Raw genomic sequence first — 20,419 nt, 5'->3', positions numbered from 1 at the left:
TTCCGAACCCGGAAGCTAAGTCTGCCTGCGCCGATGGTACTGCACTCGGGAGGGTGTGGGAGAGTAGGTCGCTGCCGGCATTGTTTTTGTGGGGGTCTGGTCCTTGTGGGCTGGGCCCCCTTTTTTTGTGTGCCCGCACTCGAACACACAAGCGAAGGCTGCCATGACTGCCCGATAGGTGGCGGAGTGAATGACATCCTGCCCCGTAAACTGCTGCCAGCAGTTTCTATTGCTGAGGAGCAGTAATTTTTTGCTCCTGTCAGTGCGCGACGTGTTTGTCTATCAGGTAATATCTTCGAACTGAATAGCATTGTTTTTGTCGAGGATACGTATGTGCCACCACCTATCGGTCGGCTGGTTTGTACATAGGAGCGCAGCATGAGTAACCCATATGGTGGCGACAACAATTTCGGTGGCCAGAACAACGGTGGCCAGCCGAATATGCCAGGTGGCCAGCCAGGAGGTCAGTACGGTGGCTCCGGTTGGGGCGACCCAAATGCTGGCGGTGGCTTTGGTAGCCAGCAGGGCCACTCCTACGGTGGCCAGCAGGGAGGCCAGCAGGGTCAGCCATATGGAGGTCAGCCGTATGGTGCACCGCAGGGCGCCTCTGCATACGGAGCTCCGGGTGGCCAATCGCCGAAGAAGTCGTCGGGAAGCAAGATGTTGGTGCCAGCGATTATTGCTGCAGTGGTCGTGCTTGCTCTGATCGGTGGCGCTGCGTACTGGTTCATGACTGCCGAGAGCCGTGCTCTGAAGGGTGCTGTGAAGGGCATCGAGGAAACGATGAATGCGGCGGAGAAGGAAACGTCGCTCGTCGCAAGCAATAAGTTCGTCTGTGAACAGTACCGTGGCGATGAAGCAAAGCTGAAGGAAGTGGACGAGTCCCTTAGCGATTTGACTGATGGCTTTGATGTTGAGCAGATGCGCAAGGACCTGGGCATCGAACGTCCAGTTGTGAATGAAGACACCGTGGCATTTACGGATGATTCTCGCGAGACCGCCACATTGACTCACAACAACCAGAAGTTGGCCTTCAAGAAGGAAGACGGCAAGTGGTTGGTCTGCGATAAGTCGATGAATATGAAGGAGATGGAGAATCTCAACGAAATGCCAGGTTTGGGCGACACCGGCCTGGATTCTCTGCCGAGCTTCGATGACACGATGAAGGACTTCGACGAGTCCATGAAGGAATTGGACAAGATGCTCGAGGATCTGAACCTCGACACACCTACTCCAACTTTCTAGTAGATCGCGTAGAGAACGCGTAGGTTCGTCTTCAATCTCATTGGCCCCCAGCTCAACGCTGGGGGTCTTTCCTTCTTTCCTGTTCTAGGTCTGCATGAAGCGACTCGCGTCAGATAGCTGGCAGTCTATTCATCGCAGCCGTGTCCCTGCCAATCCGCCCAAGGTACTAAACTTTCGGTCTATGACTATTACTGCTGCCGCTGACGGTTCTTCCCTCGGCAATCCTGGTCCTGCCGGTTGGTGTTGGTTTATTGATGACACTACGTGGGCAGCCGGTGGTTGGAAGAGTGGTACAAACAACCGCGGTGAATTGATGGCGGTAGCGGAATTGCTGAATGCTACCTCGCACCGCGCTGATGAGGATTTGCATGTTTTGTGTGACTCTCAGTACGTCATCAACTCGGTGACTAAGTGGATGCCAGGTTGGAAGCGTAAGGGCTGGCGGAAGCGAGATGGTAAGCCTGTTCTGAACGTCGATATCTTGAAGCTTATCGACGAACAGATGTCGGGCCGCTCAGTGACATTTGAATGGGTTAAGGGCCATTCCGGGCATGGCTTGAACGAAGCGGCTGATGAACGTGCTCGGGCCGTCGCAACGGCATATCAGCGTGGCAGTGCGCCTCATCACGGCCCAGGCTTCCCAGGGGCTGGTGCGCCACTCCCTGGCTCCGATGACTCGATTCCTGCTGACTCAGTTTCCGCTCCTTCGTCTTTCTCGGCACAGTCCAAAGGGGCCGGGCTTGGCGACGACGGAGTGCAGGATGGTTTGTTTGATGTAGCGGAGGACGTCGTAAAGCAGAAATCTGTGGCGATGAGCGCTCGAATTTTGCAGAAAACGTTGCTACGAGCTGTTGCCCGTGCTCACGGTGGGGATGAAAAGCGTTTGGAGTATCTAGCAAAGAATGCGGTTTTGGTTCCTACCGGGTTGAGTGATGCTTTTCCGGAGTGGTTGGGGCATGAGTCGTTGGTTGATGGAGCAAAAGTTGCGGAGTCCGGGACGACTGCGGTTGTAGTGATTGATAGTGATCTGGCGACTGCGACGTCGACGTGGGATCTTAGTGGTGATGGAGTGCTCGTTGCTCATCATGTGGCGTAGGGATGTTTTGTCGGTGAATCTGTAATCGGTAATGCGGAGTTTGCCTGGTATTCTGGGCGGTTGAAGTTTGTGGGAAACCAGGCAAACGTAGATCTGATTTTCTAGTTTTAGTTTTTCAATGATGAAGGAGCTCCCAATACATGGCTGAGCACGAAGGTTCACGTTCGGGCGATAACCGCGGTCGCGGACAAGGCGGTCGCGGAGGTCAGGGAGGTAATCGTGGCTTCGGCGGACGTTCTGGTGGACGTTCGGGAGGCCGCTCTGGTGGAAGGCCCGGCGGTCGACCAGGTGGTCGTTCGGGTGGCTTCGGTGGCCGTGACCGTCGCGATGATCGTGGGGAGCGTCGTGATGATCGTCGGGGTGGTTACGACCGCGACCGTGGCGAGCGTCGTTTCGATGAGCGCCGTGACGATCGACGCGGTGGCTATGACCGCGACCGTCCTGACGATCGTGGGGAGCGCGGGGAGCGTCGTTTCGATGAGCGCGGAGAGCGCCGTGGTGGATTCAGCGGTGGCCGTGGTGGCCGCGATCGGGATGACCGTCGTGGGTTCAGCGGCGGTCGCGGTGGTCGTGATGATCGTCGTGGCGGTGGCAACCGCAGGTCGAACCGCGGTGGTCAGCGTCAGGATGAGCAGCGTACGCAACGAACCGGCCCACAGCGTCCAGGATTCCGCGAAGAACGCATTAATGCTCGTATGAACGAGCCATCATTGCCAGACGACATCCGTGCTGATGAGCTCGATCCAGCCGTACGCCAGGATCTCAAGAGCCTGTCTAAGGACAATGCTGACGCAACCGCTCGTCACATGATCATGGCTGCAATCACGCTGGCTGAAGATCCACAGTTGGCGCTTCGTCACGCTCGAGCAGCAAAGGATCGTGCCGGTCGAGTCGGTGTCGTCCGCGAAACCGCAGGTGTTACCGCATACCATGCTGGTGAGTGGAAGGAAGCTCTCAGTGAGCTGCGTGCCGCTCGTCGAATTTCGGGTGGCGCTGGTTTGTTGGCAGTGATGGCTGACTGTGAGCGCGGTTTGGGTCGTCCAGAAAAGGCGATTGAACTTGCCCGTTCCGAAGAAGCCAAGCTTCTCGACGCCGACTCCAAGACTGAGCTGGCCATCGTGGTGGCCGGTGCCCGCCGTGATATGGGACAGCTGGACGCTGCGTTGCTGGAGCTGGAACAAGAGAATCTTGATCCAACTCGCGAGGACTTCGAAGCAATTCGTTTGTTCTACGCCTATGCCGATGCGCTAGCAGCAGCCGGCCGCACTGAAGAGGCGAAGGAATGGTTTGAGCGCTCTGCGAACTTGGATCCGGAGGAAGTTCTGGATTCCCGCGATCGTATCGACGAACTGATGTCTGGCACGCCATCTGAAGAATCGAATGAAGGAGAATAGATGACTTCGGCACAGCTAGCGAGCTGCTATGACGCAGCTCTGTTGGACCTTGACGGCACAATTTATGAAGGTGACCGTGCGGTCCCTCATGCACAAGAGACTCTGGCAGAAGCTGGCTTGCCAATGTTGTTTATTACCAACAACGCATCCCGCCCACCGCAGGTGGTAGCCGACCAACTCCAGGGGCTGGGCTACGAGTGCTCTGCCGAGGATGTCATCACGTCTGCGCAGGCTGCTCTCGATATGGCTAAGGATGTTATTCCTGCTGGTTCGAAGGTATATGTGCTGGGCGCTGAGTCCTTCAAGGAGCTCGCGCGCGAAGCTGGATACATCATTGTGGACTCAGCTGACGACGAACCGGCTGCCGTCTTCCAAGGTCTAAACCGTGAAATGACCTGGAAGCAGATGTCAGAAGCTGCGCTTGCCATTAATCGTGGCGCGAAGTACTTGGCTTCAAACCTGGACACGACGTTGCCGGACGAGCGCGGCCGCATGGTGGGTAACGGTGCTGTTGCTGCAGCATTGACGGTCACCACCGGTGTGGAACCAATGAGTGCAGGAAAGCCGGAAGCCCCAATGTTCCACTCGGCAGCTGCGCGCGTTGGTGCGCAGAAACCACTGTGTATCGGTGACCGTCTGAACACGGACATCGCTGGTGGTAATGCCGCCGGCTATGACACGTTGATGGTAGTCACGGGGATTTCGGGTCATCACGAAACTCTGACCGCAATTCCAGCGGAACGCCCAACCATGATCGGTGCCGATATGCGCGCATTGCTCGCGCCGATCGAGCATGCGAAGCCGCAGCCCCAGGCTGGACTGATCGCAGAAGTCGATCCACAAGATCCGTCGACGGTCATCTTGTCCGGGGGCGATATGAACGATCCGCGTTTTGCCGATTCAACTCAGGCTGCAGTGGCTGGATTGCTCACGGCTGCTTCAGTGGCGTGGGCCGCCGATACGTCCGACGAGAACGCAGTACCGATCACCAGCGTGCGACCGGACTCTGAGGCTGCGCGTATCGCTATTGCTGCGTGGCGGTGAGCTACCGATGAGTAACTCTTTTCCCACGCCGGGACCTCGGCCAGGAGCAACGCCAGGACCGACGCAGTCGCCGATGCCCCAGGCACCAATTGCTCCCGAACAGCTTCGCAACGACGTCGCCGAAGTTCTCGACCGCCCAGCCCCAACGCCAGCAGACCATGCAGCACTCATGGAAGAGGCTCACGAACTGTTGCAGCAAGCATTAAGCAAGGGGAATGGGGGCGCTCGTGGCTAAGGGCTCGGTCCCCAAGCGCCGACTCGATGCTGAATTGGTTCGTCGCAAGATAGCCCGTTCGAGGGAACAAGCCGTCGAAATGATTCGCGCCGGTCGAGTCACTGTGAACGGCATGGCAGCATCGAAGCCTGCAACTGCCGTGACCGGAGATGTGTCCATTCGCGTGGCTGATGACGGAGAACAAGACGATTGGGCATCCCGCGGCGCACACAAGCTCCTCGGCGCACTTGCCGCATTTGAGCCACAGGGCCTCAGCCTGAAAGACCGACGCATTATTGACGCAGGTGCATCGACTGGTGGGTTTACGGATGTGTGTCTGCGTCGTCAAGCTCGAGAAGTCATTGCAGTCGACGTAGGTTATGGCCAGTTGGTGTGGCGCTTGCGTGACGACGATCGAGTCCTGGTGCTTGACCGCACGAACGTGAGGACGTTGACTCCTGAAGCTACCGGCGGTCTGGCAGATGTGATGGTGGGCGATTTGTCGTTCATCTCGTTGAAGTTGGTCCTGCCTGCGTTGGTCAGCTGTCTAGCCGAAGGTGCGGACCTGCTGCCCATGGTCAAACCGCAATTTGAGGTGGGGAAGGATCGACTCGGACACGGCGGAGTTGTGCGTAACGCTGCGTTGCGTGAAGAAGTAGTGCTGGAAGTTGCTAACTTCGCTCGCGAGCTGGGGCTGTCAGTGAAAGACGCTGTCGCAAGTCCGTTGCCTGGTCCTAGCGGAAACGTCGAATTCTTCCTCTGGCTCGTGAAAGATGGAGGCAAGAGCGATCTCGGTGACGACGGTGTTGCAGAGGCAATCGGACGAGCAGTCAAGGAAGGCCCACAATGACTGAGTCACATCGTAATTCCAACGTCCGCGAGATTCTTCTCGTCCCACACACTGGGCGAAGCGCAAACTTGAAGGCTGCAGCGGAAGCAGCTGAACTGTTGGAAGCTGCTGGTGTTCATGTGCGAGTGCTGGCGGGAGACCACCCAGAAGCACTCATGCGCCATCCTGTGTTGGGCAAGTTCCCCCGATATGGACATTCGCCACAAGCTGCAGAAGGATGCGAGCTGGTGCTCGTCCTTGGTGGCGACGGTACTTTCTTGCGCGCCGCCGATATTGCGCATTCCATGGACCTGCCGGTGCTGGGCATCAATATGGGGCACGTCGGTTTCCTCGCTGAGTGGGAGCAGGAATCGATGAACGAAGCCATCACGCGCATCATCGATCGCAACTGGCGAATCGAAGACCGCATGACCATCACCGTGACCGTTCGAGATACAAATGGTCGGGTAATTGGCACCGGATGGGCACTCAACGAAGTGAGCATTGAGAATCTGAACCGTCGTGGCGTGCTCGACGTGATCTTGGAAGTAGATGGTCGGCCGGTCAGCTCCTATGGCTGTGACGGCGTGCTTATCTCAACTCCGACTGGCTCGACAGCATATGCCTTTTCGGCGGGCGGTCCGATTCTGTGGCCTGAACTAGATGCGATTTTGGTGGTTCCAAACAATGCACATGCCTTGTTTGACCGCCCGATGGCCGTTGCTCCACAGTCGACGGTTGCTGTCGAGACCAATCCCGAAACATCCTCAGCTCAGGCCGTGCTCGATGGGTTCCGGCCAATTGCGATGCCACCCGGAGCGCGTGTCGAAATCACCCGTGGCACACAGCCAGTACGGTGGGTACGGCTTGACTCGGCACCTTTTGCTGATCGACTCGTATCGAAATTCCGCTTGCCGGTGACTGGTTGGCGGGGCCCACGGAGGTGAACCGCACACAGTGCTGACTGAACTAAGCATTCGTAATCTCGGTGTCATTACCGAATCGACAGTCGAATTCAGTCCTGGTCTGACGGTTCTCACAGGTGAAACCGGCGCGGGTAAGACGATGGTCGTGACCGGTCTGCGACTGCTGTCCGGAGGACGCGCTGACGCTGGACGCGTCCGTTCTGGCGCTGACAAAGCTCTTGTAGAAGGACGTATTTCCACTGATGATGTGGACGATGCGCTTTCCGACGACGTGAACCGCATCGTCGCCGAAATCGGTGGGGAACGAGACGAGAATGATGAAGTCCTGCTTGCTCGACAGGTATCGGCCAAGGGGCGCTCGCGAGCATGGGTAGGAGGCCGATCGACTCCTGCTGCGAGTCTGGTCGACATTTCTGGCCTGGTGCTGGCTATTCATGGTCAAAATGACCAGCTGAGACTTCTTGGCGCTGACGAGCAGCGGGCTGCACTTGATCGTGTTAATCCAGCTGCTGCGGCGAAGGTGCTTGAACCGTATCGAGAGATCCGACAGAAGTGGCGAGCTGCGAAGAAGGACCTGGAGGAGCGGACGTCGAAACGCCGTGAAATGGCGATGCGCGCCGACCAGCTTACTTTCGCCTTGAAGGAAATCGACGATGTCGACCCTGAACCCGGGGAAGACGAAGAACTAGCGACGATGATTCGTCGCTTGGAAGATGTCGATGGTCTGCGCGAAGCTGCGACCCAGGCGTTGGTGAGCATTGATGGTCCAAGTGCGTTTGGTGCCGAGTCTGACGATGAAGGCGCTGCGGATTTGCTCGGGCATGCACAGCAACAGCTTGCGGGAACAACGGATCCAGAGCTGACGGAGCTGGCGACGCAGCTTGGCGATGTGACGAGTACTCTCGCCGACATTTCTGCCTCATTGGGTTCGTATGTGGCCTCGTTGCCAGAAGAAACTGAGTCGCTGGATTCGCTGTTGGATCGGCAGGCGGAGATCAAGAACCTGACCCGTAAATATGCCCCGGATATCGATGGTGTTCTGGCGTGGCGTGACAAAGCCCGTCGCAAGCTGGACAGTCTCGATGTATCTGGCGAGGCTTTGGAAGCACTGGCAGCACAGGTCGACAGCTACGAAAAGGAGCTCGCCAAAGCTGCTAAGAAGCTGACCGCACTGCGGGTCAAGCACGCAAAAATGCTGGCCGAAAAAGTAACAGTCGAGCTGCATGGCTTGGCGATGCCAAGTACCTCGCTGGTAGTCGGTGTCTCCGACTCTGGTGAGTTCGGCCCATACGGCCGAGATACTGTGCAGTTCCAGCTGTCTGCTCACAAAGGTGCGGAACCGCGTCCGCTTGCGACCAGCGCTTCAGGTGGTGAGCTGTCCCGCGTAATGCTCGCGCTCGAAGTCGTTCTTGCTGCAGAAGACGGTGGCGGAACCCTTGTTTTCGACGAGGTCGATGCCGGAGTTGGCGGTCGCGCAGCGGTCGAAATCGGACGCAGGTTGGGCAGGTTGGCGATGAAGCATCAAGTTATCGTCGTCACGCACCTGCCTCAGGTTGCGGCGTATGCAGATACGCATTTGCGGGTCACCAAGAACGTGGGCGAAGATTCGGTGACATCTGGTGTGCACACGCTTGACGACGATTCGCGGGTCGAGGAGCTCGCCCGGATGATGGCGGGACTCGACGATACGGAGTCGGGAAGGGCGCATGCTCAGGACTTGTTGGATACCGCTCGGTCGGACCGGGCAACCTTCTAGTTTTGGTTGAGGTTTAGGCCGGGATACCGGCGCGCCTCCACATGTTGGCGGGATCGTTGAGCAAACATGAAGGCCATGAGTCTGTTCTCCAAGAACGATCCACAACTTCCGGGTCATGTAGGTACCGTGCGCGACGGTTCACGACCGGAACGCGCATTCAAGAAGCTCACACAGGGCGATATTCTCGTCATTGATGCTCCAGATTTGACGCGCCCCATGGCGCAGCGTCTGATTGACGCTCAGGTCGGAGCAGTTATTAATGCCAGCGAGTTCACCACTGGCGCACAACCCAATTATGGTCCGCAGATGTTGGCCGATTCTGGCATCGAGCTTGTGCAGAATGCTGGCGACAGGGCATTTGCGAAGCTGAAGGACGGCAAGACTGGTCGCCTGCATGACGGCACCCTGTACTACGGGGACCGTCGAGTTGCCTCCGGTGATGTCGTCACCGATGCAGAGCTGGCAACTGCCTTCGATGAAGCTCGCACCAGTTTGGAAGACCGCCTTGAAGCGCTGTCGGGCAACTTGGTTGAATTCGCAACGACGGAGTCGCCACTGTATGTTGATGGTCTCGGCATTCCAGACGTCGAACAGTCAATTGAAGGTCGCAAAGTCATCATTGTCAGCCCAGGGGAGAACCACCGGGAAACCCTTGGTCGACTGAAGAACTTCATCAATGAGTACGACCCACTGCTGATCGGCGTCGATGCAGGTGCCGACACGTTGGTCGACATGCATTACGAGCCGGACTTCATCATCGGCAACCCGTCCGACATCGACTCGGGGTCGCTGCGCGCTGCAGAATGTGTGATTCTGCCTGCTGATCCAGACGGCCATGCCGCAGGCCTGGAGCGAATTCAGGATCTGGGTATTGGCGCGATGACGTTCCCTGCTCTGTCGGATAATGCGACCGATCTCGCGCTGGTGCTGGCTGAGTACCACGGTGCCGAAATGATCGTCAATGTGGGTGCTCCGCTTGACCTCGACGATGTCTACGGCAGCCCTGACCAGAAGCACATTCCATCTGCGCTGTTGAGCCGATTGAAGGCTGGTCGCAAGCTGGTGGATGGCGAGTTGGTTGCTGATCTTTACCAAGTCAGCGGACGGGGCTTCGGTATTGCCTGGGCAATCTTGGCAATCTTCGTTGCTCTCGCCGTCATCATTGCTATCGCAGGTACGTCCGGTGATGGTTCGGTTTCGGAGAACTTGATTAATACGTGGAACTCCATCGCGCTGTGGTTCCAGGGTCTATTTAAATAGCCCGCTGACGTAAGGGATTAACGATGGCGAAGAATCGTAAGAGTGGTCGCGGTGCGGCTGCGGTGACAGGCCTGGCATTGGGTGTTGCAGCTGGTACAGCGCTGGGCGCATATGTGCTGGCTCCTGAAGGTGGCATTACCCTGGGCAGTTCCTCTGGCGCAGCGCAGGAACGCGATACTGCCGTATCTGAGCGGGATCGAGCAATCGTCCGGGCTGATTCGGCGAACGAGATTATCGAGCCACTGACTCAGGAAATCGTGAAGGATGCTCTGAAGGACACGCCAGTCGTGTTGGCAATTGCTCCTGATGCGAAGCAAGAAGATGTCGACGCCGTCGCTGAAACCTTGAAAGCAGCTGGCGCTCCCGACGGAGGCCGGTTGAATCTCACCCAGAAGTTCATTTCTCCAGAGGGTGCTGACGGACTCAAGGATGTCGTCAATAGTGCACTTCCAGCCTCCGTTCAGTTGGACCTTGACCGTCGCGAACCTGGTCGCCAGGCGGGACAAGCATTGTCAACCGTGCTCATGCTTGACGACGAAGGCGGCGAGCAGGCAAGTGGTACTGACCGCAAGCTCCTCCTCGAGTCTCTTCGTGATGGTGGCTACGTCGAATACAAAGACGGAACACTGCGTCCATCTGCTGCTGTGGTGCTTGTCACCGGTGCTGGTCAAGGTGAAGGCAAGGACCCGGCGTTTGGTGCCACCGTGCTCGCTGACTTCGCGGAGGCGTTGTCGGATTCCGGGCCTGTGGTCGTCGCAAGCCAGCCGGAAGCAAGTGAAAAGGGTGGTGTTCTCGCTGCACTGAAGGCCAAGAAGAGCAACTCTGATTCGCTGAAGTCGGTGGCAGCTATTGGTGATCCGGCTGGTCGAGTAGGTGTCGTGCGAGCTATTGTCGAAGCGCGTGGTGGGGTGGAAAAGCCTCGTGACGCAGCGTCCGAATCATCGGAGGCACCGGAGGAATCGGAGTCCGCGGAAGCCACAGGATCCGGCGCATCCGAGGCGACTGGCTCTGCCGACGCCTCCGAGCCAGCTGCCGAGACTGAATCGGCCGAGGCAACAGAACCAGCTACTGCATCTGAGTCTGAAGCCGCAGAACCTACCGAAGGCGCCTGATCCCGGTGGCTGATAGTCCGCATGTTTTCGAAGTCGTTGATTCGGAAATTCTCATTGAGACTCCGATTCTCGCGTTGCGACGTGACCACGTCGTCATGCCTGATGGCAAAGTACATGCGCGGGAGATTGTGGAGCACTTTGGTGCCGTAGCCATCGTCGCGCACAACGATGAGGGCGAAATCTGTATTTTGCATCAGTGGCGGCAGACGGCACAGGATCGCCTGTACGAATTGCCTGCGGGCATTCTCGACATTGCGAATGAGGATCCGCTCGTCGCAGCTAAGCGTGAGTTGATGGAAGAAGCAGGGATGGCTGCTGAAAAGTGGTCGTTGTTGACGGACATCTTCGCATCTCCCGGTTTCGCCGAAGAGACTGTGCGCATCTACTTGGCGGAGGATCTCACCGAGGTAGATCGCCCTGAACCTGGCGAAGAGGAAGCCGATATGACCATGGCCTGGGTTCCGCTGGAAGAAGCGGTGGCTATGGTCTTGCGCGGTGATGTTTCCAATTCGATCGCGTTAGCGGGCATTATGGTTGCTCATCAAGTGTTGAGTACGAATGCGGAACGCCGTAGCGTCAACGAATCGTTCACTATTAGGCCCACCAATCTTGCTTCACGACGAGTCGCCATGCTCGGCGAGAACGCCAACCTAAAGAATGTCCCGCGCTAAGAAAACGCGCAGTGAACTGACCGGTCCTACCGCTGCAACGGCGGGAGCATATTTTGACTATCTCGCCGTCGAAAAAGGTGTGTCGGAAAATACGCTCGGCAGCTATCGACGTGACCTTGCGAAGTACGATGCCTACTTGCGGGGGATTCGTCGTCAAGATTTGCGCGAGGTCACTGAGCTAGACATCACGGAGTTCTTGGCTTACTTGGCTAAGGGGGATGAGGCTCGTGATGTGAAGCCGATGGCTGCGTCGTCGGTAACGCGGACGTTGTCAGCGGTGCGAGGACTGCACAAGTTTGCACTCGGTGAAGGCGATGTCGATGTTGATGTCGCCGCGCGAGTCAACCCACCAAAGCAGCCCAGCAGATTGCCAAAGGCGTTGCGCATTGATGAAGTGGAAACACTGATCGATTCCATTCCCGCCGGAGACGTAGCGACTGTTTCTGACATCCGCGACAAGGCTCTGGTGGAGTTGCTGTATTCGACTGGCGCGCGTGTATCGGAAGTCGTAGGGCTTGACATTGACGATATTGATCGGGAGCAGCATCTTGTTCTGCTTCGTGGCAAGGGTGGCAAGGAACGCATCGTTCCGGTCGGCGGACTTGCCATGGAGGCCGTTGATGCGTGGCTGATTCGAGGGCGTCCCGCATGGGTGCGGATGAATTCCGGTCCAGCCCTGTTCCTTAACTCTTTGGGGAGGAGATTGTCCCGCCAATCTTGCGGAAACATCTTGTCCGAGCTTGCTGGGCGTGCTGGTCTTGCTGGTCGGGTATCTCCGCATACGCTGCGGCATAGCTTTGCGACGCACCTCATGGAAGGTGGTGCGGATGTTCGAGTGGTGCAAGAATTGCTGGGGCATTCGTCGGTGACCACGACACAGATTTATACGATGGTCACTGCAGATAATCTTCGGCGCGTGTGGGCGGGTGCTCACCCGCGTGCGACGTGATTGTCGGTACAGTAAAAGAGATGTCACCGTCCACGGTTCTAGTCAAGGAATAGAGGTTGACGACAATGGGTGAGGGTCTGTTTAGCTCCGGGAAGTCCGAAGAAGTCCAACTAGGACTCACTGGACGTCCTTTGCGTGAGCTGCCTGAACCACGCCCGCTGGAGTCACATGGGCCGGCGAAGATCCTCGCAATGTGTAACCAGAAGGGTGGCGTAGGTAAGACCACCTCGACCATCAACATGGGTGCAGCGTTGGCTGAGTTTGGCCGTCGCGTGCTTCTCGTGGATCTTGACCCGCAGGGCGCACTATCGGCTGGGTTGGGTATTCCTCACGAGGATCTCGACCTGACGGTGTACAACCTTCTCATCGATAGCTCGACAGATGTGCGAGATGCCATCGTGCATTCGTCGGTAAGCGGTTTGGACTTGGTTCCAGCGAACATCGATTTGTCCGCTGCGGAAATTCAGTTGGTAAATGAAGTGGGGCGTGAGCAAGCGCTTGGCCGTGCGCTGCGTCCAGTGATGCGCGATTACGACTACATCATTATCGACTGCCAGCCATCGCTTGGGCTGCTTACTGTGAACGCGTTGACGGTCGCGCAGGGTGTCATCATTCCAATGGAATGTGAGTACTTCTCGTTGCGTGGTTTGGCGTTGCTGACGGATACCGTCAATAAAGTCCGCGATCGTCTGAACTTCAACTTGGAAGTGCTGGGCATCTTGGTGACAATGTTTGATCGTCGTACCTTGCATGCTCGCGAAGTAATGGGGCGAGTCATTGAGGTCTTCGGCGACACAGTCTTCGATACCGTGATCACCCGTACCGTGCGTTTCCCTGAGACGTCGGTGGCGGGCGAGCCGATTACCACGTGGGCACCCAATACTCCGGCAGCTGAGCAGTACCGCAATCTTGCGCGAGAGGTCATCGAACGCACTGCGGGCTAGCGTCCTCGGTGCGAAGGCGGACACTGCATGGCCGACGCTGAATTCGTTCAAGAAGAAATCACAGGGTTCCAGGTAGCCCTGTCGAATTTTACGGGCCCTTTTGACCTGTTATTGCAGCTCATTGGCAGCAAGAAGATGGATGTTACTGAGGTTGCTCTCGCAGCCGTGACCGACGAATTCATCGCCTACACACGCAGCCTTGATGCTGTCTCCAACTTGGATGAGATCACCGAGTTTCTGGTTGTTGCGGCAACTCTGTTGGATCTAAAGACCGCTCGCTTGCTTCCGCGTGGCGACGTCGACGACGAAGAAGACCTAGCCCTGCTCGAGGCGCAGGACTTGCTGTTTGCCCGCTTGCTTCAGTACCAGGCGTACAACAAGGTTGCGGACATGTTCGCGCAGTGGGAGAGGAACGCACCCCGCCGATACCCACGTGCGACCGGGCCAGATCCAGAGTTTGATGAGCTGTTGCCACCGGTACAGCTCGGTATGAACTCTCAGGAGTTTGCTGAATTTGCGGCCGTCGTCATGCGTCCGAAGCCACCGGAGACTGTCGGTGTGAGTCACCTGCATCAGGTTGAAGTGTCGGTGCCGGAGCAGGCGGGACGGATTCTGGACACGTTGCGGGTCGCTGGTGAGGGGACGTGGATGACGTTTACCCAGCTGACTTCGGAGTGCCGCGTGTCGATGGAAATTGTTGGTCGTTTCTTAGCGTTGCTTGAGCTGTACCGTGCGAAGGCCATTGGTATTGATCAGGAGGAAGCGCTGGAAGAGATCAATGTGGCCTGGACCGGGCTGGATGTGGATCCGGCTGTGGTGGCGGCGGCGAATTGGGAGTAGGTGCGTGGGCGCGATGGCTAAGCCTATTGTGCTGCAGCGGACGCTGATATATTGTGATGTGCAAAGGTTCCACCCTGCTGATAAGAGCCCCTGGGCTTTCCGGTTTGCCGGTAGGTAGGGTGGTCATTTTTGGTTTATGTCTCGCTTCGTTCAGACCCGTTCCAGTGCAGGATCGATCCGCTTTGGAAGAGGTTAAATTGCGTCCAATATGCGGAATGGTTTAGCGCTTCAAACGGTTCGGAATCGTCGCGCTCGATTTTTCGATACCAGGCCACGAGAAATAGTCTGCAATTTGCCCATTGAGGTCTTGTTTTACAGGGTGAAAGAGAACTCGATATTCTAGATTTAGGTCTTTGAAGACGGGTTTAATATTCTTTTGGAACGCGTTACGTTCTTTTCCGGTGAGCACGGAGTCGAAAATTAGGACCACCTGGTTGAAATGCGCATTCCTATAAACTTGATCAATCCATCGTCCCATCGCTAGCGCGAAAACTCCGAGCAGTCTGGCGGAGTCCTGGCGCTTTGGATGCGTGAACCGCTTGTCAATCCACAATGTGTGAACTGTCAGGTCGTTAATTCTGTTGATGGCATCTATCACGCGTTTTCGCGTTCCCAGCGTGTTCTGAGTGGCATGAAATTCTAGGTCCTGACTTCGAGATGCCATCAAATCGTATTTGAGGGCTTGCATGGCTGTTGCCGAGATTGTCGGATTGCTAGTACACACTGCCGTGACCATAAAGTGTTGGCTACCTTTAGGTGTGAATTGCATATCACCCGACTCATCCATGAATACGAAAAGCGTATTAGACATAGAACTCACACCTCGCCTCTTCTTTTAGTGTCTAACGATTCAGCGAAATGCTGGGCATCATATTTGGTCCTGTCCATTTAGGCTCTCAATAACTTTCACCGTCTCCATTGCAACTCGTGTCACTCGTTCAATCAATTCTACGATGTAGCGCGGATTGTCGACCTCGTCAGCCCAATCATTCGGACCATTGACAATGCCTGATACCTTGTCTTTCTTCACCTGATAACGGTCAATCAACCACGTCAATGCCGACCGAGAATCAGTATGTATTCTTCTGCCTCAGCAGGAATTCCAGTGACCGTCACGTTTTTGTTGTAAATCAGCTTCGTCACATCATTGGCGCCCTTACCGGTCTTTGGACCTTTGCGCTTGGCTCACTTCATTTTCGTGGCACGCCACGTCTCACGATCAACCACATCTACGCCCGCACGAACCCGCACATCAAGTAACCATGGTTCGGAATGCTCTTAGTTGACATGAAGTTCCATCAGTTGAGTGGTGGCCATTTATGGACCGCACGCACACCATTAGCCAACTACCAATTGTGGCTCTCCTATTTTTCATCTGTAATTGGATTTACCAAGCCTTGAATTGAAGTTGCTTGCGTGCATATGCTCATTGGCGAGTCCATGAGATCCAATGCCACGAATTCATAATTGTTGTTGCCGAGCGAGAATAACTGGTGAGGACTGAAATCTGAATTGCCAGTATCACCAACTGTCGCGTACACGATGGCTCCCGATACAAGTGCTCCACGTCTCGCGGTCTCCGCATTTACGTATGCAGAGATTTGATACAAATGTTCCGATTTCAGCGTTGAGCCGTACCGTTCTGTCGGTTTCGTAGCCATTGATGTGAACTTGGCGTCCACGATAATCATGTGTCCGTTAGGACTGGTGAGGGTGATGTCTGTGAACATCTTGGGTAGCTTCAGGTGCCCATCGACCTTCAAGACCCGGTCGTGGGTATTCTGCGTCTCATCCCGGGTTCCACTTGCTAACGGCCATTTCACTTCACGCCCGCCTGCTACGGTCCAGCCCATCGGTGTCAACACATGTTCGTAGATTCCCAGAAGCGCACGTTCGAACAATCTGCGCAGTTCATGTTCTTCCAATCGTGCTCGCCAAAATGGTGCGTAGCCTTCGCCATGGGAGGGGACTTTCAACTCTAAGAGCAGCCGGGCAGTGGCAATGGGCTGCAGATCCTGCGGGCTCAGTCTTCCAGCTGGAGTTGTGGCCGTCGGGATATATCGAACTCCTGCATTACGGAAAGTGCGAACTAAACGGCGACAACGTGCGGTTAGTTCCCTGTTCCCGGCGGCATGATTGTTTCTCACGCCATGCTCGAGTGCTCGCAACAGATACTGATTTGTATCGTGATCGGCGGTGAGCTCGTTGAACTCGCAGTGAACGCGCCCTTTCTCCATATGCTGGTTGCGATATGTTTGCAGCACATCAATGCGTCCACGCACTCGACTTATAGGCCTAGATGCGCGAGAAAAACCGACACTCAACTCCTTAGACAACCGTTTTTCGACGGCTTCACATAGCATTGACGACACGAGTGCAGGGATTTCGGCATCAATATCTTCCAATGCAGCGTCAGGAATACACCCTGACCTATACAACTCTGATGCAAACAACTGCATCAACCAGATGCTTCTGACAGGTACATACTTACTGATGCCACTGTCGACATTCGCACTCTTTTGGCTATCGCCCATCAGCAGATCACTGTTTATAGGTTGCACGGAAGTAATCCATCGCTATCGAGTACCGGTCGGGCTGGTCGTACCAGTATTCGGTGAGAAGCGGCCCTAAATCAGTCCGAACAATAGCTTCAAACCATCGGCGAGTTTCATGCTCAGCGCGCTGCTTTACTGCGGGTTTCATCACCGCTGGTGTGACGAAACTATGTCCGATTTCGTACGCAGAACCCAGGTTAGGGTCCTCCCGAATCAAGTCATTGGCTGCCTTGATTGCGTGGGCGATGCTACGCAGTACGGTTTCGGAGTGCCCGGCGCGGTCCCGGCAAAAAATCAACCAAGATTCGTTGAGCTTCGGAGTGAGGTTGACGAAGCTGAAGCGACGTCGTAGAGCCATATCAACCATCGCCAAAGATCTGTCAGCTTGATTCATGGTCCCGATGATGTACAGATTTTCCGGCAGATATAGACCCTCACCATCAGGATCATACAGTAGCTTCAGCGCGCTATTCGGCTCCCGTTTATCTGCTTCGAGCAGGGTTAACATCTCACCAAAAATCTGTGCAGGATTGCCACGGTTGATTTCTTCGATGACAACAACATGCTTAGCTGCAAGGTCTTCATTATTAGCCAAATCTTCCGATGCCTTGCGTACCGCGTGCAGGAAAGGACCATCTTGTAATCGCAGTTGACCAGTGGACGTTGGTCGGAAACCTTGAACGAAGTCCTCGTAGGATGTCGAGGGATGAAACTGAATTGCCGTAATAGTTTCGCCAGTGTCATCACCGACTAGTGCGTTAGCAAGCTTTCGCGCTAGCCACGTCTTGCCTGTGCCTGGTGCACCTTGAAGAATGAGATTCTTCTTATCCTTCCAACGGTTGAGGATTCCTTCGAGATCGTCGACCGACATGAAGCAACCAGCCTTTACTATGTCGTCGAGCGAATACGGACTCTCATGCTCTCCAGTTGTGGCTGCTAGCTCCTCCAGCCTGTTGCTGGCGTTGCCTTGAGATTCGGTTGGCGAGGGGGCCTCGCCCTCCGTCTCTAGTGTCGGTGGCTCAAAGACGTAGGCAGCAGCAGAGAGGCCCATGAAATTGGCTGGATCGATTGTTGAATCAGAAAGCCAATCCTCTACGAGAGTTAACAGCTTCAGATAATCTTCGGCATTTCTTACCGGATTTGCTTTGTCTACATCGATGCCTGCGACATTAGCTAGGTAGGAGCGGTTCTTTCCGTCTAGGGAAAGATAGAACTCCGGCCGAATCCAAAACAGTGCCATTGTGTAAGACACCAAAGAACGCCCCGATGTAGCTCTATTGAAGCTTTCTGCGAAGCTAAGTCGTTTTTCGGCGTCATCAGGATTGTCAGCGTAGGCTAGCGCGTCAGCGCATAAATCCCAGATACCGTCATAGAAATCAGGGTTCCCGGCATCGGTATTCTTTGATTCAAATCGAGTGGTCAACGTTAGTCTCTGAGGTACGGAGTCAAACCCGGTAGGCACGGGCGCAGATATCTTGAAGACCTCTTTGTACACAGCACAGATTGCTTGCTTGTTGGCCACCAAAATTGTCCGGTTGATGAGGGCAAAAAGAGTGAATGGATCTACATCGGTAGCGGTTTCGCGGCCGTTTGGAGTAGACCACTCCCACAGCAAGTCGAAAAGGGAAGGGCGAGCAGACTCGTTGGCCGCGTTCTTGATTTCTTCCATGAGTCGCGGGCGATCGGCTCGGTAGATCATGAATTGGTCTGCGAGCTCTCGGAAGAAAGGAGCCCAGGATAGGTCCAGTTCGTCACCTAAAACGTCTTCGGCTTCTCGTTGTGGGTCGCCGAGCCCGTCGATAACGTATTCCAATCTCTGGAGAGCATCATTACGGCTCACCTGGCACAGTGTCTTCAAACTAGTAATTGACCTACGCAAATCTAGTCCGAGCTCGTTTCTATCGAATAACTCCGGATTCCACTCAATAGGAATTTGGTTGTGGCATTCAGTATCGGGTTCGTTTCTCTCAACAACTGCGGGGCCTGTCACAATTCCTGCATAGAACTTTCCTTTGTGTTTCTTGCTGGGCATGATGACACGATCTCCGAGGCGCATATGGTGCCGAAATCGATAGAGTTGACCGGCCAAGCTAGCTACCGTCATGCGACTGGCCTCTTTGTCATTTTCCTTTACCGCTTGTTTAATTTCGGAAAGGGAAGTGGCGTCTTCACTAGCTGCGCCGTAAAACATGCCTGGCAGCCCCTTTCCCTCAGCAAGCGCCCTTTCCTCGCGTTCGCCTTGAGCCCCGGCTCGGAGTACCCAGAAGTAGTCATTCGTCGAATCGCTGGGATTCGAGGACACACCGTGCTCGGAAGTAGCTGGGGCGTTCGCGCTGTTCTCTTGCAGCTCTTCTAGTTCTCGTGTTGCGGAAGAAAGCCAATGTATCTGCTCTGTAGACAAGGGATAAGGATTATCGGTCAACCACAATCGTCCAGACTTGGAAAGCCGCGTATTACCTGTTGATACATCTTCCAGGAAGCCCAATTTACGAGCAAAGAATACTGCCCACAGAGACCGGTCCTCGTAGGCTACACGGTTAGCCAACTTACGCTTATAGATGTCAGGAAAATCCTGCTGTCCGATGCCACGTACAGCACTGATGTAGTCTGCGTGGGTGTGGTTCCGTCCGTCTGCTGCGACATCCAACACTATGGGAAAGATATTCTGCCAGCGAAACTCATTGATGCTCATGTGCTCAATGATGCCATTCGATGTGGAGCTGACACGCGCATTCATTGCAGTTTGGCGGTGTTGCCCTTCCACGGCAGGTGTACAAGTCAAAAATGTTGAACCAATTATGTGGAGCACTTAAATAACGGATCGAGTGGTGTTGCCAAGAAATATCAGAAAGCAGTGCGAGCTCTGGGTGAAACTGACTGGTACTGCGGTGTTGCTGGGGAGCAATGCCAAGGCGATCAAGCCTTGCCGGCTATTTCCCTAAGATGTTCTTGCCGCTACGTAGCGTAATCTAATGCCCATGAGTGAAAGCCCTGTGTCAGACTCCGCGCTCTCCGCCCCAGGCTCGGCCACGCTTCCACACATCGAACCCTTGCGCGCCGGGGTCGAGGCGATTCTGCTGGTCATCGACACTCCGGTGCAGCCGATTGCGATCGCGCACGCGCTCGATGTTGATGTACCTGAAGTCATGGATGCCCTCGTCGAGATTCAATGCGAACTCGACGCGCGGAGTTCCGGCATGGAGCTGCGGGAAACTCCAGAAGGATGGCGCTTTTTCACCCGACCCATGTACGCGACTGCGGTGGAGCGTTTTCTTCTCGACGGTTCGCAAACCAAGCTCTCCCGCGCTGCATTGGAAACCCTTGCCGTGGTGGCATACCGACAGCCAGCGACTCGTGCACAGGTATCGGGTGTCCGCGGAGTCAACGTCGATGGTGTGATGCGTACCTTGCTGGCGCGTGGACTCATCGCGGAAGCGGGCGAGGAGCCAACTACCGGCGCGCATCTTTACGTGACTACCCAGCTGTTTCTCGAATTGCTGGGCATCGATTCGTTGGAGGCGCTGCCGGATCTGGCTCCATTGTTGCCGGATGTCGAGCTTATCGACGAGCCGAACGGCCTCTAG

At 55.5% G+C, this 20,419-nt stretch carries 18 protein-coding genes, 1 rRNA gene and 1 pseudogene; 16 read left to right on the top strand and 4 right to left on the bottom strand.

Annotated elements, in window-relative coordinates:
• From rrf to WG934_RS06385, 15 genes are all read left to right on the top strand, one after another.
• Window positions 1-80 (top strand): 5S ribosomal RNA (gene rrf, locus WG934_RS06455); the annotation flags it as partial.
• Window positions 81-378: 298 nt separating this feature from the next.
• Window positions 379-1,245: a hypothetical protein gene (locus WG934_RS06450; RefSeq protein ID WP_339978697.1), complete on the top strand. Its 867-nt coding sequence runs from the start codon at window positions 379-381 to the stop codon at window positions 1,243-1,245.
• A gap of 181 nt (window positions 1,246-1,426) precedes the next feature.
• Window positions 1,427-2,341: a ribonuclease H family protein gene (locus WG934_RS06445; RefSeq protein ID WP_339989200.1), complete on the top strand. Its 915-nt coding sequence runs from the start codon at window positions 1,427-1,429 to the stop codon at window positions 2,339-2,341.
• A gap of 140 nt (window positions 2,342-2,481) precedes the next feature.
• Window positions 2,482-3,735 carry a hypothetical protein gene (locus WG934_RS06440; protein ID WP_339989198.1) on the top strand — a complete coding sequence of 418 codons (1,254 nt, stop codon included), beginning with the start codon at window positions 2,482-2,484 and terminating at the stop codon, window positions 3,733-3,735.
• Entirely contained in the window at window positions 3,736-4,779 is a 1,044-nt protein-coding gene (locus WG934_RS06435) for an HAD-IIA family hydrolase (protein ID WP_339989196.1), read from the top strand.
• A 7-nt stretch (window positions 4,780-4,786) separates the two neighbouring features.
• Complete coding sequence (locus WG934_RS06430) at window positions 4,787-5,014, top strand: hypothetical protein (RefSeq protein ID WP_339978689.1); 228 nt, start codon at window positions 4,787-4,789, stop codon at window positions 5,012-5,014.
• The gene (locus WG934_RS06425) at window positions 5,007-5,843 is read left to right on the top strand and encodes a TlyA family RNA methyltransferase (RefSeq protein WP_339989194.1); all 837 of its coding nucleotides are present in this window, start codon (window positions 5,007-5,009) and stop codon (window positions 5,841-5,843) included. The genes WG934_RS06430 and WG934_RS06425 overlap by 8 nt, the downstream gene beginning before the upstream one ends.
• The gene (locus WG934_RS06420; protein WP_339978683.1) at window positions 5,840-6,769 is read left to right on the top strand and encodes an NAD kinase; all 930 of its coding nucleotides are present in this window, start codon (window positions 5,840-5,842) and stop codon (window positions 6,767-6,769) included. The genes WG934_RS06425 and WG934_RS06420 overlap by 4 nt, the downstream gene beginning before the upstream one ends.
• A gap of 10 nt (window positions 6,770-6,779) precedes the next feature.
• Window positions 6,780-8,504 carry a DNA repair protein RecN gene (gene recN / locus WG934_RS06415; RefSeq protein ID WP_339978680.1) on the top strand — a complete coding sequence of 575 codons (1,725 nt, stop codon included), beginning with the start codon at window positions 6,780-6,782 and terminating at the stop codon, window positions 8,502-8,504.
• A gap of 66 nt (window positions 8,505-8,570) precedes the next feature.
• A complete protein-coding gene (gene steA / locus WG934_RS06410) occupies window positions 8,571-9,764 on the top strand; it encodes a putative cytokinetic ring protein SteA (protein WP_339978677.1) in 1,194 nt (397 codons plus the stop codon).
• Between the two features lie 23 nt (window positions 9,765-9,787).
• A complete protein-coding gene (locus WG934_RS06405) occupies window positions 9,788-10,876 on the top strand; it encodes a copper transporter (RefSeq protein ID WP_339989192.1) in 1,089 nt (362 codons plus the stop codon).
• 5 nt (window positions 10,877-10,881) lie between these two features.
• Entirely contained in the window at window positions 10,882-11,547 is a 666-nt protein-coding gene (locus tag WG934_RS06400) for an NUDIX hydrolase (RefSeq protein WP_339989189.1), read from the top strand.
• Entirely contained in the window at window positions 11,534-12,496 is a 963-nt protein-coding gene (locus WG934_RS06395) for a site-specific tyrosine recombinase XerD (protein ID WP_339978670.1), read from the top strand. Before WG934_RS06400 ends, WG934_RS06395 begins: the two co-directional genes overlap by 14 nt.
• Window positions 12,497-12,561: 65 nt before the next feature.
• Window positions 12,562-13,440, top strand: a complete 879-nt coding sequence (locus WG934_RS06390) for a ParA family protein (protein WP_339978876.1) — start codon at window positions 12,562-12,564, stop codon at window positions 13,438-13,440.
• 27 nt (window positions 13,441-13,467) lie between these two features.
• On the top strand, window positions 13,468-14,280 hold the full coding sequence (locus tag WG934_RS06385) for a segregation and condensation protein A (RefSeq protein ID WP_339978668.1): 813 nt from the start codon (window positions 13,468-13,470) through the stop codon (window positions 14,278-14,280).
• 220 nt (window positions 14,281-14,500) lie between these two features.
• Here the strand turns inward: WG934_RS06385 and WG934_RS06380 are convergent, their stop codons facing one another.
• The 4 genes and pseudogenes from WG934_RS06380 to WG934_RS06365 form a co-directional block, all read right to left on the bottom strand.
• Entirely contained in the window at window positions 14,501-15,091 is a 591-nt protein-coding gene (locus tag WG934_RS06380; protein WP_339989188.1) for a DUF3800 domain-containing protein, read from the bottom strand.
• Between the two features lie 57 nt (window positions 15,092-15,148).
• A pseudogene (locus tag WG934_RS06375) lies at window positions 15,149-15,594 on the bottom strand (type ISP restriction/modification enzyme); the annotation flags it as partial.
• Between the two features lie 50 nt (window positions 15,595-15,644).
• Window positions 15,645-16,739, bottom strand: a complete 1,095-nt coding sequence (locus WG934_RS06370) for a 5-methylcytosine restriction system specificity protein McrC (RefSeq protein WP_339989186.1) — start codon at window positions 16,737-16,739, stop codon at window positions 15,645-15,647.
• A gap of 82 nt (window positions 16,740-16,821) precedes the next feature.
• A complete protein-coding gene (locus WG934_RS06365) occupies window positions 16,822-19,527 on the bottom strand; it encodes an AAA family ATPase (protein ID WP_339989185.1) in 2,706 nt (901 codons plus the stop codon).
• Between the two features lie 280 nt (window positions 19,528-19,807).
• Between WG934_RS06365 and scpB the strand changes: the two genes are divergently transcribed.
• Window positions 19,808-20,419 carry an SMC-Scp complex subunit ScpB gene (gene scpB, locus WG934_RS06360; protein ID WP_339989184.1) on the top strand — a complete coding sequence of 204 codons (612 nt, stop codon included), beginning with the start codon at window positions 19,808-19,810 and terminating at the stop codon, window positions 20,417-20,419.

It is taken from the genome of Corynebacterium sp. H78, assembly GCF_037572275.1.
In the GTDB taxonomy this organism is placed as follows: Bacteria; Actinomycetota; Actinomycetes; order Mycobacteriales; family Mycobacteriaceae; genus Corynebacterium.
Note: the sequence above shows the minus strand (reverse complement) of the source record. Positions and strands in the feature narration are given on the sequence as shown.